Raw genomic sequence first — 14211 nt, forward strand, 5'->3', positions numbered from 1 at the left:
CGGTCGGCCGTCATGCGGGTGTGGCGGGAAAGTCTGCGCCCGGGGCGGCGGCGGAGTGGGGGACTCGGGGACGGCTCCCGCGCGGCAGGCCCGCGCCGGGTGCACCGCCGGGCCTTCGCCTCGGGCAGGATGGGCGTACGTGACACACGTCCGTACGCACATAAAGCTAACCGTGGAGGATGGCCGGTGAGTTCCCCGCCCTCGGACGTTCGCTCTGGGCTGACCGGAGGAGAGGAGGCGTCGGACACCACGGCGTCGCCGCCTCCAGCCTACGGCGGACGGCCGCTGACCGTGGCGGTCACCGGCGCCGCGGGTGTCCTCGGCGAGCGGGTGGCCGCCCGGCTGGTGGCGTCCCCGCACGTACGGAAGGTCCTCGCGGTGGACGACCGGCGCGGCGAGGTGCCGGGCGTCCAGTGGCGGGTGCTCGACGTGCGCGACCCGGCGGTGGCCGAGCGGCTGGCCGGGGTCGACGTGGTGGTGCACCTGGCGATGGACTTCGGCATGGAGTCCGACGCCCGGGCCCGCAGCGCCTACAACGTGCGCGGCGCCCAGACGGTGCTGACCGCGGCCGCGGCCGCCGGGGTGCACCGGGTGGTGCTGTGCACCTCGGCGATGGTCTACGGCGCGCTGGCCGACAACGAGGTGCCGCTGGCGGAGGACTCCGAGCTGCGGGCCACCGAGGAGGCCTCGCTGGTCGGGGACCTGCTGGAGATCGAGCGGCTGGCCCGCCGGGCGCCGCGTGCCCACCCGGGCCTCCAGGTGACGGTGCTGCGCCCGGCCGTGGTGGTGGGCCCCGGCGTGGACACCGTGCTGACCCGGCACTTCGAGGCGCCCCGGCTGCTGGTGGTGGCCGGTTCCCGGCCGTGCTGGCAGTTCTGCCACGTGGACGACCTGGCGGCGGCGCTGGAGTACGCGGCGCTGGGCCTGGTCGAGGGCGAGGTGACGGTCGGCTGCGACGGCTGGCTGGAGCAGGAGGACGTCGAGCGGCTGTCCGGAATCCGGCGGATGGAGCTGCCGGCCTCGCTGGCGCTCGGCACGGCGGCGCGGCTGCACCGGCTGGGCCTGACCCCGGCCCCGGCCGGGGACCTCGCGTACACGATGTACCCGTGGGTGGTGTCCGGCAGCCGGCTGCACGAGGCGGGCTGGCGTCCGGCGCACACCAACGAGCAGGTGCTGGCCGAGCTGCTGGAGCAGGTGTCCGGCAAGCACGCGGTGGCCGGGCGCCGGCTGGGCGGCAAGGAGGCGGCGACCAGCCTGGGGGCGGCCGGGGCGACGGTGGCGCTGGTCGGTACGGCGGCGCTGGTGCGCCGGGCCCGCAAGCGGCGGCGGTTCTGACCGGCCGAGGGAGTCGGTCGGCAGGCGGCGCTTCTCACGATGCGAAATCCCCTCGTCGTGATGCGGAAGACTCTTGCCCCGGACCGTCCCGGATGGGCAATCATGGGGTCATGTCCGAGAACCACGACCCCATCCGGCTGCTGGCCGTCCGCGACACGCCGCTCTCGCTGGACGAGGTGTACGAGGCGGTCGGCGACGACGCGGCCGGCGGCACCACCGTCTTCGTCGGGACGGTCCGGGACCACGACGGCGGCAGGTCGGTCTCCGTGCTGGAGTACAGCTGCCACCCCACCGCCGAGCGGGAGATGCGCCGGATCGCCGAGAAGGTGGTCGCGGACTTCCCGGTCCGGGCGCTCGCCGCGGTCCACCGGGTGGGCCGGCTGGGGATCACCGACAAGGCCGTGATCGTCGCCGTCTCCTGCGCCCACCGCGGCGAGTCCTTCGCGGCCGCCCGCCGGCTGATCGACGACCTCAAGCACGAGGTGCCGATCTGGAAGCACCAGGTCTTCGCCGACGGCGAGGAGGAGTGGGTCGGGGCCGGCGGCTGCTGAGAACGGTCGCGGTGCGCCGGAACCGAGAGGCACGACTCGCGCGTCCGTCGGGTCAGGCGCGCCGGGCTCTCACTCCAACGGGTCCGCGGCGGCGCTCCGAATACTCCCTGGAAGTGAGCCGATCGGCCGTCCCGTAACCCGGACGGCGCCGGCCGCGTTGTCCGCCGGAGTGGTTAATCTGCTCATAGACACGACGAGCTGGGAGTACTGGTATGGGTGCGCTCGCCTGGCTGATCATTCCGGGTGTCGCCGGCATCGCCGCCGGCCTCTGGGCGGTGTGGGCCCAGCGGGAGCCGCGGGCGACCGGGGATCCGGCCTCACTCGCCGAGCACCGGCGCTTCATGGCCGCCATGGAGCGCACCACCGCGGGCACCGCCGCCCCCGGTGAGGGCTCCGGCAGGTAGCCCGGCGGGCGTCCTTTCGGGCGCGTCCCGTACTGTCGAGGCATGCCACGCCGCTCCGCGACGATGCTCGCTGCCACCCTGCTGCTCATAGCGCTGCTCTGCGTCTCGGTGCTGATGAAGGTGCCGTACACGGAGATGAGCCCGGGGCCGACGTACAACACGCTCGGCAGCCAGGGCGGCAAGCCGGTGATCAGCATCAGCGGGCACGAGTCGTACCCGACGAGCGGTCACCTCAACATGACCACCGTCCAGGTCACCGGGGCCAAGTACGAGCCCAGCCTGGTCAACGCGGTGGTCGGCTGGCTGCGGGACGACGTGCTGGTGGTGCCGCACGACAACGTCTACCCCAAGGGGCAGTCGGACGCGGAGGCCAAGAAGCAGAACGCCGAGGAGTTCGCCTCCTCCGAGGACAGCGCCCGCACCGCGGCGCTCAAGCAGCTGGGCATCCCGGTCGGCAGCGAGCTGATCGTGAAGTCGGTCACCGCGGGCGCCCCGGCCGAGGGCCGGCTGCACGCGGGCGACCAGATCGTGGCCGTGGACGGCGTGCCGGCCGGCTCGGTCGACCAGGTCGTCGCGGCCGTCACCAAGCACAAGCCGGGCGAGTCGGCGGTCTTCACCGTCGTGCCGCGGGTCAAGGACGCGAACGGCGCCGCCGCGGCGGGCGGGAAGACCGACGTCACCGTCCCGACCGTCCGGGCCAAGGACCTCGACCCGAAGGCCCCGGCCGAGCGGGCCGAGCTCGCCGTGGTGGGCATCGGCACCGGGATCCGGCACACCTACCCGTTCCAGATCGACATCGGCCTGCAGGACGTCGGCGGCCCGAGCGCCGGCCTGATGTTCTCGCTCGGGATCATCGACAAGCTCACCCCGGGCGGCGACCTCACCGGCGGCAGGTTCGTGGCCGGCACCGGGACCATCGACGACGACGGCAAGGTCGGCCCGATCGGCGGCATCTCGATGAAGCTGATCGCCGCCCGGGACGCCGGCGCCGAGTACTTCTTCACCCCGTCCTCGAACTGCGCCGAGGCGGGCAAGAACGTCCCGTCCGGGCTGACCCTGATCAAGACGGACACGCTGGACGGCGCGCTGAAGTCACTGGAGCAGGTCCGCTCCGGGCAGACCTCCGCGCTGCCGTCCTGCGCGGCCGAGTAGCGGCCGAGTAGCCGCAGAGCGGCCACCAGGGACGGTGGCCGGGGGAGGCGTCAGGCGAAGGTCGCCAGCAGCGCGTCGGTCAGGCCGGGCACCAGGTCGGGGCCGGTCAGCACCTCGCGGGCGACGTCCTTGGAACGCAGCCGCAGGGCGATCTCCTTCTTGCCGTCGCGGAGCACCGCGGCGGTGATCCGCACCTCCTCGCGCTTGGGGTGGTTGGCCACCCACTCGGCGAGCTGGGCGTCGCTGGCACCGCGCGGGCGGGACTGCTCGGCGCCCGGCGGCAGCATCAGGCGCTCGACGACCAGGGCGCAGCCGGCCACGGAGTCGGGCCAGGCGATGGTGCCGAGGAACTTGTCGAGCTCCATGCCGGCCGGCAGCTCGTCCTGCTCGATCGGGGTCAGCCCGGCCTGGTCGCCCTCGGCGAGGCCGAGCTGCTTGGCGATCTTCGGGTTGGCCTTGCGCAGGGCGGCGCTGTCCACCAGGGCGAACAGCCGGGCGGGGAGGTCCCAGCCGAGGGTGGCGGCGTACTCGTCGATCTCCAGCGCGGCCCGGGTCAGCGGGGTGGCGGCCGGGAGCTTGGAGACGTCGTCGGGGGAGTTGTTCAGATCAGACGCGTCGGACATGCCTCAATCCTCACACGCCGGGCGGGCGGCGCTCGCCGGACGGTGCGCCGGAGGGCGGCGGGGAGGGCGGTCGGGAGGACGGCGGGGAGGCGGCCGGCCGCGGGCGGATGTCGTAACCGTCTGCTAACGGTGGGAACTCGGCCAAAGCCTGGTTAAGTTTCTCTGACGACCGGACCCATTCAGACGACACAGCCGAGGTGCCACCGTGGTCTTCCAGATGCCCGAACGCTCAGGGCCGGGTTTCCGGCGCAGGGTAGGCCCGCCCTCCCGGCGGGCGCGGGTGGCCCTGCTGACCCTGGGCGTGCTCGCGGTGCTCTTCCTGCTGTTCGTCATGTTCGCGGGCTTCTGGACGGACTGGCTGTGGTTCAGGTCGGTCCACTTCTCCTCGGTCTTCACCACCCAGCTGTGGACGAAGGTCGGCCTGTTCGCGGTGTTCGGCGTGCTGATGGCGGTGATCGTCGGCTTCAACATCTGGTTGGCGCACCGGCTGCGGCCGCCGCTGTCGGCGATGTCGGTGGAGCAGCAGAGCCTCGACCGCTACCGGGCCGGGCTGGCGCCGTTCAAGCGCTGGGCGCTGATCGGGATCTCGCTGGTGATCGGCCTGGTGGCCGGGGCCGCGGCCTCCGGGCAGTGGCGGACCTGGCTGATGTGGACGAACTCGACCTCCTTCGGTGAGAAGGACTCCCAGTTCGGCATGGACGTCTCGTTCTACGCCTTCGACCTGCCGTTCTACGAGTTCGTGCTGGGCTTCGCGTTCAGCGCGGTGATCGTCTCGCTGCTGACCTCGGCGCTGGTGCACTACCTGTACGGCGGGCTGCGGCTCCAGGGCCCGGGGCGCCGGGCGAGCGCGGGCGCGCAGGGGCACCTGGCGGTGCTGCTGGGCGTGTTCGTGCTGCTGAAGGCCGTCGCGTACTGGCTGGACCGGTACGCGCTGGCGGTGAAGACCGGTGCCTACAAGGGCGTCTCCGGCTGGACCGGCCTGCGCTACGTGGACGCCAACGCGTTCCTGCCGGCCAAGACCATCCTGTTCTTCGTCGCGATCATCTGCGCGGTGCTGTTCTTCCTGACCCCGATCCGCCGCACCTGGGCCCCGGCCCTGATCGGCCTGGGGCTGATGGTGCTGTCGGCGGTGCTGATCGGCGGGCTGTACCCGGCGATCGTGCAGCAGTTCCAGGTCAAGCCGAACGAGCAGGCCAAGGAGACGCCGTACATCCAGAAGAACATCGACGCCACCCGCCAGGCGTACGGGATCGCGGACGCGCAGACCACCCAGTACACCCCGCAGGGCACCACCAACGCCGAGGCGCTCAAGCCGGACGCGCAGACCGTCGCGGACATCCGGCTGCTGGACCCGAACGTGGTCTCGCCGGCGTTCCAGTCGCTGGAGCAGCAGCGCAACTACTACGCCTTCCCGAACACGCTGGACGTGGACCGCTACGGCACCGGGCAGGGCAAGCAGGACAGCGTGATCGGCCTGCGCGAGCTCGACCTGAACGGCGTGCAGCGCAACTGGATCAACGACCACTTCAAGTACACCCACGGCTACGGCGCGGTGGCCGCCAAGGGCAACCAGGTCGACGACAAGGGCCAGCCGGTGTTCACCGAGTCGGGCCTGCCGGCCACCGGCACGCTGGGCGACTACCAGCAGCGGATCTACTACGGCGAGAAGACCACCACGTACTCGATCGTCGGCGGCGCGAACAAGGAGATCGACTACACCGATCCCAAGACTGGCCAGAACGCCGAGTACACCTACTCCGGCGGCAGCGGGGTCTCGCTGGACAACCCGCTGACCCGGGCCGCGTACGCGGTGCGCTTCGCCGAGCCGCAGATCCTCTACGCGGGGGCGATCACCGACGGCGCCAAGGTGATCTACAACCGGACGCCGAAGGAGCGGGTGGAGAAGGTCGCCCCGTGGCTGTCGATCGACGCCGACCCGTACCCGGTGGTGCAGGACGGCCGGGTGGTGTGGGTGCTGGACGGCTACACCACCTCGGACGGCTTCCCGTTCTCCTCGAAGACGACGCTGGGCGCCGCCACCAAGGACTCGCTGACCAACCAGCGCGGTGAGCTGCTGACCGTCGCCAACCAGGTCAACTACATCCGCAACTCGGTCAAGGCCACGGTGGACGCCTTCACCGGCGAGGTGAAGCTCTACCAGTGGGACGAGAAGGACCCGGTCCTGAAGACCTGGATGAAGGCCTTCCCGGGCACCGTCGAGCCGAAGGCGGACATCCCGCAGACTCTGCTGCCGCACCTGCGCTACCCGCAGGACATGTTCAAGGTGCAGCGCGACCTGCTCGGCCAGTACCACGTGACCGACGCCAACTCCTTCTTCAACGGCAGTGACATCTGGCAGGTCCCGGTGGACCCGACCAGCGACACCAAGCAGGTCCAGCCGCCGTACTACGTGACGGTGCGGATGCCGGACACCGACACCGCGAGCTTCTCGCTCACCAGCACCTTCGTGCCCAACCAGCGGCCCAACCTGGCGGCCTTCATGGCCGTCAACGCGGACCCGGGCGACGACTACGGGAAGATCCGCGTCCTGAAGATGACCGGCGAGAGCGGCGCCCCCGGCCCCGGCCTGGTGCAGTCGAAGTTCAACTCCCGCCAGGAGGTGGCCAACCAGATCTTCGCGCTGAAGAGCGGCGGTGACGCGGAGCTGGAGTACGGCAACCTGCTGACCCTGCCGGTCGGCGGCGGGCTGCTCAACATCGAGCCGGTGTACGTGCGCGGACGCGGGGCCAAGTACCCGACGATGCAGAAGGTCCTGGCGGTGTACGGGGACGACAACGTGGCGTTCGAGGACACCCTGGAGGCCGCGCTGAAGAAGGTGTTCGGCGGGGCGGCCCCGTCGACCACCCCGACCGTGCCGTCCACTCCGGGCACCGGGACGACTCCGACCACCCCGACCGCGCCCGCCACGCCGGCGCCGGGCGGGACGATCTCGCCGGAGCTCCAGAAGGCGCTCTCGGACGCGGAGAAGGCGTACAGCGACAGCCAGACCGCGTTCAAGAACGGCGACTGGGTGGCCTACGGCAACGCCCAGAAGGCGCTCGGCGACGCCCTGAAGGCCGCCGAGGCGGCCCGCGGCGGCAGCCCGGCGCCCGCCCCGTCCGGTACCCCCGCCCCGGGTGCCACGGGCGGCGGAGCGCCCAGCCCGCAGCCGTAGCCGCTGAGCTGCGGCAACCGTTTTCCGTTCCACCCCGCGTCCGTGCTAAGGTTCAACTACCGACGCGGGGTGGAGCAGCTCGGTAGCTCGCTGGGCTCATAACCCAGAGGTCGCAGGTTCAAATCCTGTCCCCGCTACAAAGGCCAGAGGCCCGGAGGATCCTTCCTCCGGGCCTCTGGTGTTTCCCCGCCGTTCCGTTCGCCCGCCGTCCCGCGGCGTTCTCGTCCCGAAGCGGCGGGAACCGCTCCGGTACTATCGACCGTCGCCAAGGAGGACGGCAGCGGGGTTTGTGAGGTTGAAGTGTCGGGAAATCGACAAAGCGCCGAAGCAATTTCGTCGGCTTCGGGTCGGCCCCGCCGGAATTCGGCCGGGGCAGGTGTACGCGGGTACTGGGTGATGCGACGATGGGACACATGGGGGACGGTGCACGGCCGCTGACCGGCCGTCGGGTCCGGCGCCTCTCCTGGGAGTCCCCCCGGTCGCGGGCCGGGGCACGATGCCGCGACACTCTGGGGGAGCGGGAGTCGGCATGAGGCTGATCGGCAAGTCAGGCGCCAGGTCCTCGGCGGCCGCCGAGGCGGACACCGACGCCTGGGCGGAGAGCACCGCCAGCCGCCCCGGAGCCCTGCCCGCCCAGCGCACCAGTGGACTGTCCGAACGCCCCCCGACCGCGGGCTACGGGCCCGACAGCCTGGTCCACGTGTCGACCGGTCAGTTCGCCGCCGCCGTCGGCGCGTACGGGGAGCAGCCCGGCGGGGAGCAGGCCGCCGGTGCCGCGCTCGACCCGGCCGGCCTCGACTCGACGAGCTTCGAGACCGCCCTCGCCGCCCGCGAGTCCGCCGCCCTGGAGGCCCGCCACCGGCAGGCCGCCGACGACGGCGACCCGGAGGCCGCCGGCCGGCTCGGCACCCTGCTGCTGCGCCGCGGCGAACTGGAGGACGCGGAGCCCTACCTGCGCGCCGCCGCGGCCGCCGGGGTGCGCGCCGCCGCGAACAACCTCGGCGTGCTGCTGCACCAGCAGGGCCACCGGGCCGAGGCCGGCCAGTGGTGGCGCCAGGCGGCCGTGGCGGGCAGCGCGCCGGCCGCGCACGCGCTCGGGCTGCAACTGCGCGACCAGGGCGAGGAGGAGGCCGCCGAGTACTGGCTGCACTTCGCCGCCGACCACGGCCACCCGCTGGGCGCGTACGCCCTGGGCGACCTGATGGAGCACCGGCGGGACGTGCGCGCCGAGCGCTGGTTCAAGGTGTCCGCCGACGCCGGGCACCGGGAGGCCTCCTACCGGCTGGCCCGGATGCGCGAGGCCGCCGGGGACAAGGAGACCGCCGAGACCTGGTACCGCACGGCCGCCGCCCGCAGTCACGCCCGCGCCGCGCTGCGGCTGGGCGTGCTGCTGGAGGAGCGCGCCCGCGCCGACCGGTCGCTGCTGGAGGAGGCGGCCCGCTGGTACCGGCAGGCCGCGCAGAACGGGGAGCCGCGCGCGGCCTGCGCGCTGGGCTTCCTGCTGCGCGACTCCGGGGACCAGGCGGCCGCCGCCGAGTGGTGGCAGGAGGCCGCCGAGGCCGGGGACGGCAACGCCGCCAACGCGCTGGGCGCGCTGCACGCGAGCCGGGGCGAGGCCGCCGCGGCCGAGCGCTGGTACCGCGTGGCGCTGGACGCGGGCGACCAGAACGGCGCCTTCAACCTCGGTCTGCTCTGCGCCGGCACCGGCCGGGAGCAGCAGGCCGAGCAGTGGTACCGGCGGGCCGCGTACGCCGGGCACCGGGAGGCCTGCAACGCGCTGGCCGTGGTGCTGTTGCAGCGCGGCGACGAGTCCGGCGCCCAGCCCTGGTTCTCCAAGGCGGCCGAGGCCGGCAGCGTGGACGGCGCGTTCAACCTCGGCGTGCTGCACGCCGGGCGCGGCGAGCAGCGGCAGGCCCACGAGTGGTACGCGCGGGCCGCGGCCGAGGGGCACGGCGAGGCGGCCCTGCAGCTCGCGGTCGTCCAGGAGCAGCGCGGCAACCTGGCCGGGGCGCTGGAGCGCTACCGGCAGGCGGCGGCCGGCGGTTCGGCCGAGGGCGCGTTCCGGCTGGCCTCGCTGCTGGACCGGCGCGGGGACGCGGATGCCGAGGCCGAGCACTGGTACGCGGTGGCGGCGGACGCCGGGCACCGCCGGGCGCAGGTGCGGATGGGCGTGCGGGCGGCCGAGCGGGGGGCGCTGGAGATCGCCGAGAGCTGGTACCGGCGGGCCGCGGAGGCGGGCAGCCGCAGCGCGGCGTTCAACCTGGGGCTGCTGCTGGCCCGGCAGGACAGCGAGGCCGAGGCGATGCTCTGGTACACCCGGGCCGCAGACGCCGGGCACGGCCGGGCGGCGCTGCGCCTGGCGCTGCTGGCGCTGCGCCGCGGGGAGCCGGTGCACGCGGAGAACTGGTGCCGGCGGGCGATCGACTCCGGGCCGGCCGAGGTGGCCGAGCGGGCCGGGCGTCTGCTGGGCGCGCTGAACGCCGAGCTGAGCGCGTGACTCCTCGGTCAGGGGCGGCAGTTCGGGCATAGGCCGCGGTAGGTGACCTCGGCGGCGGTGACCGTGAAGCCGAAGCGTTCGGCGGCGGGGAGGTCGGCGAGCGGGTCGCCGTGCGGGTGGACGTCGCGGATCGCGCCGCAGCCCGAGCAGATCAGGTGCTGGTGGGCGCGGTGGGCGTTGGGGTCGTAGCGCTTGGCGCGGCCGTCGGTGGTGACCTCCAGGACCTCGCCGAGGCCGACGAGTTCGCCGAGCGTGTTGTAGACGGTGGCGCGGCTGATCTCGGGCAGTCGGGCCGTCGCCCGGGCGTGTACCTCGTCCGCGGTGAGGTGGACGTGGTCGCCGGCCAGGACCTCGGCGACGACCCGGCGTTGCGAGGTCAGTCGCCAGCCTCTTGCGCGCAGTCTCTCCAGCAGGTCGCTCATGCCATCCAGAGTAGGTCAGGCTCCGATACTGGTTCCAGTATTGACTTGGACAAAGTCCAAGTTAGGATCGTGTCATCGAGACCGGATACCGCGGAGGCACTCCCATGACGACCCAGGCCGAGCTGCGCCCGACCCTGACCACGGAGGCGGGTGCCCCCGTCGCCGACAACCAGAACACCGAGACGGCAGGCGTCGGGGGCCCCGCGCTCATACAGGACCAGCTGCTGTTCGAGAAGCTCGCGCACTTCAACCGCGAGCGCATTCCGGAGCGCGTGGTGCACGCCCGCGGGGCCGGCGCGTACGGCACCTTCACCGTGACCGCTGACGTGACGCCCTGGACCCGGGCGGCGTTCCTGTCCGGGGTCGGCAAGCAGACCGAGGTCTTCCTGCGCTTCTCCACCGTGGCGGGCAACCTCGGCGCGGCCGACGCGGTGCGCGACCCGCGCGGCTTCGCGCTGAAGTTCTACACCGAGGAGGGCAACTACGACCTCGTCGGCAACAACACCCCGGTGTTCTTCATCAGGGACGCCATCAAGTTCCCCGACTTCATCCACACCCAGAAGCGGGACCCGTACACCGGCTCCCAGGAGGCGGACAACGTCTGGGACTTCTGGGGCCTGTCGCCCGAGGCCACCCACCAGGTGACCTGGCTGTTCGGCGACCGCGGCATCCCGGCCTCGTACCGGCACATGAACGGCTACGGCTCGCACACCTACCAGTGGCAGAACGAGGCCGGCGAGCACTTCTGGGTCAAGTACCACTTCAAGACCGACCAGGGCATCCGCAACCTCACCCAGGCCGAGGCCAACGCCCTCGCCGGCGAGGACCCGGACAGCCACCAGCGCGACCTGCGCGAGTCGATCGAGCGCGGCGAGTTCCCCAGCTGGACGGTGCAGGTCCAGATCATGCCGGCGGCCGACGCGGCGAACTACCGCTTCAACCCCTTCGACCTGACCAAGGTCTGGCCGCACGCCGACTACCCGCCGATCGAGATCGGGAAGCTGGAGCTCAACCGCAACCCCGACAACGTCTTCGCCGAGGTCGAGCAGTCGGTCTTCTCCCCGGCGCACTTCGTGCCCGGCATCGGCCCGTCCCCGGACAAGATGCTCCAGGGCCGCCTGTTCGCGTACGCCGACGCCCACCGCTACCGGGTCGGCATCAACGCCGACCACCTGCCGGTGAACCGCCCGCACGCCACCGAGGCCCGCACCAACGGCCGGGACGGCGCCCTGTACGACGGCCGCCACGGCCGGCAGAAGAACTACGAGCCGAACAGCTTCGGCGGCCCGGTGCAGACCGGCCGTCCGCTGTGGGCCGCGACCGCCGTCGACGGCCTCACCGGCAACCACGTCACGCCCTCGCACGCCGAGGACGACGACTTCGTGCAGGCCGGCGACCTGTACCGGCTGTTCACCGAGGAGGAGAAGCAGCGCCTGGTCGCCAACCTGGCCGGCTTCATCGCCAAGGTCTCCGCCGACCGCGAGGACATCGTGGAGCGGGCGGTCGACAACTTCCGCAAGGCCGACGCCGACTTCGGGCAGCGGCTGGACGCGGCGGTCCGGGAGCTGCGCAAGCGGTAGCACCGGGCCGGAGAGCGGCGGCCCCCGTGACCGGTTCCCACCGGTCACGGGGGCCGCGCCACGCCTCAGACCGAGAGTCGGCGCAGGGCCTCCTCGTGCAGCAGGCCGTTGGAGGCGACGGCGTCGGCGCCACCCGGGCCGGGGACGCCGTCCAGGCCGGTGAAGCGGCCGCCGGCCTCCTCCACGATGACGCAGTTGGCCGCCATGTCCCACAGCGACAGCTCCGGCTCGGCGGCGATGTCGACGGCGCCCTCGGCGACCATCATGTAGGACCAGAAGTCGCCGTAGGCGCGGGTGCGCCAGCAGGCGCGGGTGAGGTCCAGGAACGGGTCGAGGCGCCCGCGCTCCTCCCAGCCGCTGAGCGAGGAGTACGAGAAGGACGCGTCCTCGATCCGGGAGACGCCGGAGACGTGCAGCCGGGAGGCCTTGGCCAGGCTGCGGCCGCCGAACGCGCCCAGGCCCTTGGCGGCCCACCAGCGGCGTTGCAGCGCCGGGGCGGACACGATCCCGACCACCGGGCGCTCGACGCCGTCCGGGCCGTCCTCCAGCAGGGCGATCAGGGTGGCCCAGACCGGGACGCCGCGGATGTAGTTCTTGGTGCCGTCGATCGGGTCGATCACCCAGCGGCGCGGGCCCGACCCCTGGAGACCGAACTCCTCGCCGAGGACGGCGTCGCGCGGGCGGGCGCGCTGCAGCACGCTGCGCACCAGCTCCTCGGCGGCCTTGTCGGCGTCGCTCACCGGGGTGAGGTCGGGCTTGGTCTCGATCTTCAGGTCGAGGGCGCGGAAGCGCTCCAGGGTGACCGAGTCGGCCGAGTCGGCGAGGACATGGGCGAGTCGGAGGTCGTCGTGGTAGTCGGCCATGCCGGAAACCCTAGCGAGCCTCCCCCGATCGGCACAGCCGGGCTCGCGGAGCGGGACCGACCGGGACGGATCGGGCCGGGGCCGGATGCGGGCGTGCGGCCGCTCAGTGCGCCGTGCCGCTGAGCTGGAGGCCGATGACGCCGGCGATCACCAGCGAGATCGAGACCAGCTTGAGCACCGAGCTGGTCTCGTTGAGGAAGACCATGCCGTAGATCGCGGTGCCGGCCGCGCCGATGCCCGTCCACACCGCGTAGGCGGGGCCGACCGGCAGGCTCTTCAGGGAGAGGGTGAGCAGGCCGAAGCTGCCGAGGGCGAACACGCAGAAGCTGATGGTGGGCCAGAGCCTGGTGAAGCCCTCGCTGAGCTTGAGGTTGATCGCGAAGCCGGTCTCCAGCAGGCCGGCCAGGACCACCAGGGCCCATGCCATCGCGTGCCCTCCCTGTCGATCGACGGTCGGGCCGAGGACGGGCCGACTTTCCTATGATCACCAGGCGGGGCCGCTCCGACACCTCGAACGGGCCACCGACCCCGAGGAGGGGCACGGCGCCCGCGGGCTCAGTCGGCCTCGCCCTCCTTGCTGGCCAGCAGACGGCGCAGCGAGTAGAGCCGGGCGGCATCGGCGTGGCCGTCCTCGACCCAGGCGTCCAGGGCGCAGTCCGGCTCGTCGTGGCTGCACGCGCGCGGGCAGTCGACGGTACCGGGCTCCAGGTCGGGGAAGGCGTGGATGACCCGGGACGGGTCGATGTGCGAGAGGCCGAAGGACCGGAAGCCGGGGGTGTCGATCACCCAGCCGGGATCCAGCGCCTTCTTCGAGCCCGGCTTGGCGCCGGGCGGCGGCGGCAGCCGCAGCGCCAGGGCGGAGACGGTGGTGTGCCGGCCGCGGCCGGTGACCGCGTTGACCCGCCCGGTCTGCCGCTGGCGGTCCGGGACCAGCGCGTTGACCAGGGTGGTCTTGCCGACACCGGAGTGGCCGATGAACACCGTGGACAGGCCCCGCAGGTGCGCGCGGACGGCCTCGGCGCCGGTGGTCTCCAGCTCGTCGCGGCGGGTGACCACGTAGGTGACGCCCAGTGAGGCGTAGGAGTCCAGCAGCGTCGAGGCCGGGGCGAGGTCCGACTTGGTGAGCACCAGCAGCGGCTCCATGCCCGCGTCGTAGGCCGCCACCAGGCAGCGGTCGATCAGCCGGGGCCGCGGTTCCGGGTCGGCCAGGGCGGTGACGATGGCCAGCTGGTCGGCGTTGGCGACCACGATCCGCTCGTACGGGTCGTCGTCGTCCGCGGTGCGCCGCAGCACGGAGCTGCGCTCCTCGACCCGGACGATCCGGGCCAGGGTGTCGGCGTCCCCGGAGAGGTCGCCGACCAGGTTGACCACGTCGCCGACGACGACGCCCTTGCGGCCCAGCTCGCGGGCCTTCATGGCGACGACCTCGCGCTCCTGCTTCGTCCCCGGGTCGACCAGGCAGGTGATCCGGCCGCGGTCGATGGTCAGCACCATCGCCTCGGCCGCGTCGTCGTGCTTGGGCCGGATCCTGGTCCGCGGCCGGGAGCCCCGGCGGGCCGGGCGGTTGCGGATGTCGTCCTCGTCGGCGTCCTTGCCGTAGCGGCGCATG

12 protein-coding genes and 1 tRNA gene are annotated in these 14211 nt (G+C 72.7%); 8 read left to right on the forward strand and 5 right to left on the reverse strand.

Going from position 1 to position 14211, the window contains the following annotated elements; all coding sequences use genetic code 11:
• Positions 1–186: 186 nt before the first annotated feature.
• The 4 genes from ACZ7RU_RS04760 to ACZ7RU_RS04775 all read left to right on the forward strand — a co-directional run bounded on the left by ACZ7RU_RS04760 (position 187) and on the right by ACZ7RU_RS04775 (position 3442).
• Positions 187–1335, forward strand: coding sequence for an NAD-dependent epimerase/dehydratase family protein (locus ACZ7RU_RS04760; protein WP_470339503.1), 1149 nt, complete (start codon positions 187–189; stop codon positions 1333–1335).
• 110 nt (positions 1336–1445) lie between these two features.
• Positions 1446–1886 (forward strand): molybdenum cofactor biosynthesis protein MoaE, encoded by a 441-nt coding sequence (locus ACZ7RU_RS04765; RefSeq protein WP_470339504.1) that lies wholly within the window; start codon positions 1446–1448, stop codon positions 1884–1886.
• Positions 1887–2098: 212 nt separating this feature from the next.
• Positions 2099–2290 (forward strand): hypothetical protein, encoded by a 192-nt coding sequence (locus ACZ7RU_RS04770; RefSeq protein WP_387750031.1) that lies wholly within the window; start codon positions 2099–2101, stop codon positions 2288–2290.
• 42 nt (positions 2291–2332) lie between these two features.
• A complete protein-coding gene (locus ACZ7RU_RS04775) occupies positions 2333–3442 on the forward strand; it encodes a YlbL family protein (RefSeq protein ID WP_470339505.1) in 1110 nt (369 codons plus the stop codon).
• Positions 3443–3492: 50 nt separating this feature from the next.
• On the opposite strand, the gene ACZ7RU_RS04780 is transcribed toward ACZ7RU_RS04775, so the two are convergent.
• The gene (locus ACZ7RU_RS04780) at positions 3493–4065 is read right to left on the reverse strand and encodes a PPA1309 family protein (RefSeq protein WP_401110628.1); all 573 of its coding nucleotides are present in this window, start codon (positions 4063–4065) and stop codon (positions 3493–3495) included.
• Between the two features lie 217 nt (positions 4066–4282).
• Here ACZ7RU_RS04780 and ACZ7RU_RS04785 point away from each other — a divergent pair, with 217 nt between their 5' ends.
• The 3 genes from ACZ7RU_RS04785 to ACZ7RU_RS04795 all read left to right on the forward strand — a co-directional run bounded on the left by ACZ7RU_RS04785 (position 4283) and on the right by ACZ7RU_RS04795 (position 9737).
• Complete coding sequence (locus ACZ7RU_RS04785) at positions 4283–7240, forward strand: UPF0182 family membrane protein (protein WP_470339758.1); 2958 nt, start codon at positions 4283–4285, stop codon at positions 7238–7240.
• Between the two features lie 63 nt (positions 7241–7303).
• Positions 7304–7377 (forward strand) — tRNA-Met (locus ACZ7RU_RS04790).
• 392 nt (positions 7378–7769) lie between these two features.
• The gene (locus ACZ7RU_RS04795) at positions 7770–9737 is read left to right on the forward strand and encodes a tetratricopeptide repeat protein (protein ID WP_470339506.1); all 1968 of its coding nucleotides are present in this window, start codon (positions 7770–7772) and stop codon (positions 9735–9737) included.
• A gap of 8 nt (positions 9738–9745) precedes the next feature.
• Here the strand turns inward: ACZ7RU_RS04795 and ACZ7RU_RS04800 are convergent, their stop codons facing one another.
• Entirely contained in the window at positions 9746–10159 is a 414-nt protein-coding gene (locus ACZ7RU_RS04800) for a Fur family transcriptional regulator (protein ID WP_470339507.1), read from the reverse strand.
• Positions 10160–10263: 104 nt separating this feature from the next.
• On the opposite strand from ACZ7RU_RS04800, the gene ACZ7RU_RS04805 reads away from it, so the two are divergent.
• Positions 10264–11739 (forward strand): catalase, encoded by a 1476-nt coding sequence (locus ACZ7RU_RS04805; RefSeq protein ID WP_470339508.1) that lies wholly within the window; start codon positions 10264–10266, stop codon positions 11737–11739.
• Positions 11740–11804: 65 nt separating this feature from the next.
• On the opposite strand, the gene hisN is transcribed toward ACZ7RU_RS04805, so the two are convergent.
• The 3 genes from hisN to rsgA form a co-directional block, all read right to left on the reverse strand.
• Positions 11805–12602 (reverse strand): histidinol-phosphatase, encoded by a 798-nt coding sequence (gene hisN, locus ACZ7RU_RS04810; RefSeq protein ID WP_470339509.1) that lies wholly within the window; start codon positions 12600–12602, stop codon positions 11805–11807.
• Between the two features lie 103 nt (positions 12603–12705).
• Positions 12706–13029 carry a DMT family transporter gene (locus ACZ7RU_RS04815; protein WP_396303874.1) on the reverse strand — a complete coding sequence of 108 codons (324 nt, stop codon included), beginning with the start codon at positions 13027–13029 and terminating at the stop codon, positions 12706–12708.
• A gap of 128 nt (positions 13030–13157) precedes the next feature.
• The gene (gene rsgA / locus ACZ7RU_RS04820; protein WP_470339510.1) at positions 13158–14210 is read right to left on the reverse strand and encodes a ribosome small subunit-dependent GTPase A; all 1053 of its coding nucleotides are present in this window, start codon (positions 14208–14210) and stop codon (positions 13158–13160) included.
• Position 14211 lies beyond the last annotated feature (1 nt).

This window comes from Kitasatospora sp. NPDC114501 (assembly GCF_055633695.1).

What these genes read in the sequence shown, in the direction of transcription:
- ACZ7RU_RS04765 (WP_470339504.1), top strand. Translation starts at nt 1,446, where the DNA reads ATGTCCGAGAACCACGACCCCATCCGGCTGCTGGCCGTCCGCGACACG.
- ACZ7RU_RS04770 (WP_387750031.1), top strand. Translation starts at nt 2,099, where the DNA reads ATGGGTGCGCTCGCCTGGCTGATCATTCCGGGTGTCGCCGGCATCGCC.
- ACZ7RU_RS04775 (WP_470339505.1), top strand. Translation starts at nt 2,333, where the DNA reads ATGCCACGCCGCTCCGCGACGATGCTCGCTGCCACCCTGCTGCTCATA.
- ACZ7RU_RS04780 (WP_401110628.1), bottom strand. Translation starts at nt 4,065, where the DNA reads ATGTCCGACGCGTCTGATCTGAACAACTCCCCCGACGACGTCTCCAAG.
- ACZ7RU_RS04785 (WP_470339758.1), top strand. Translation starts at nt 4,283, where the DNA reads ATGCCCGAACGCTCAGGGCCGGGTTTCCGGCGCAGGGTAGGCCCGCCC.
- ACZ7RU_RS04795 (WP_470339506.1), top strand. Translation starts at nt 7,770, where the DNA reads ATGAGGCTGATCGGCAAGTCAGGCGCCAGGTCCTCGGCGGCCGCCGAG.
- ACZ7RU_RS04800 (WP_470339507.1), bottom strand. Translation starts at nt 10,159, where the DNA reads ATGAGCGACCTGCTGGAGAGACTGCGCGCAAGAGGCTGGCGACTGACC.
- ACZ7RU_RS04805 (WP_470339508.1), top strand. Translation starts at nt 10,264, where the DNA reads ATGACGACCCAGGCCGAGCTGCGCCCGACCCTGACCACGGAGGCGGGT.
- hisN (WP_470339509.1), bottom strand. Translation starts at nt 12,602, where the DNA reads ATGGCCGACTACCACGACGACCTCCGACTCGCCCATGTCCTCGCCGAC.
- ACZ7RU_RS04815 (WP_396303874.1), bottom strand. Translation starts at nt 13,029, where the DNA reads ATGGCATGGGCCCTGGTGGTCCTGGCCGGCCTGCTGGAGACCGGCTTC.
- rsgA (WP_470339510.1), bottom strand. Translation starts at nt 14,210, where the DNA reads ATGCGCCGCTACGGCAAGGACGCCGACGAGGACGACATCCGCAACCGC.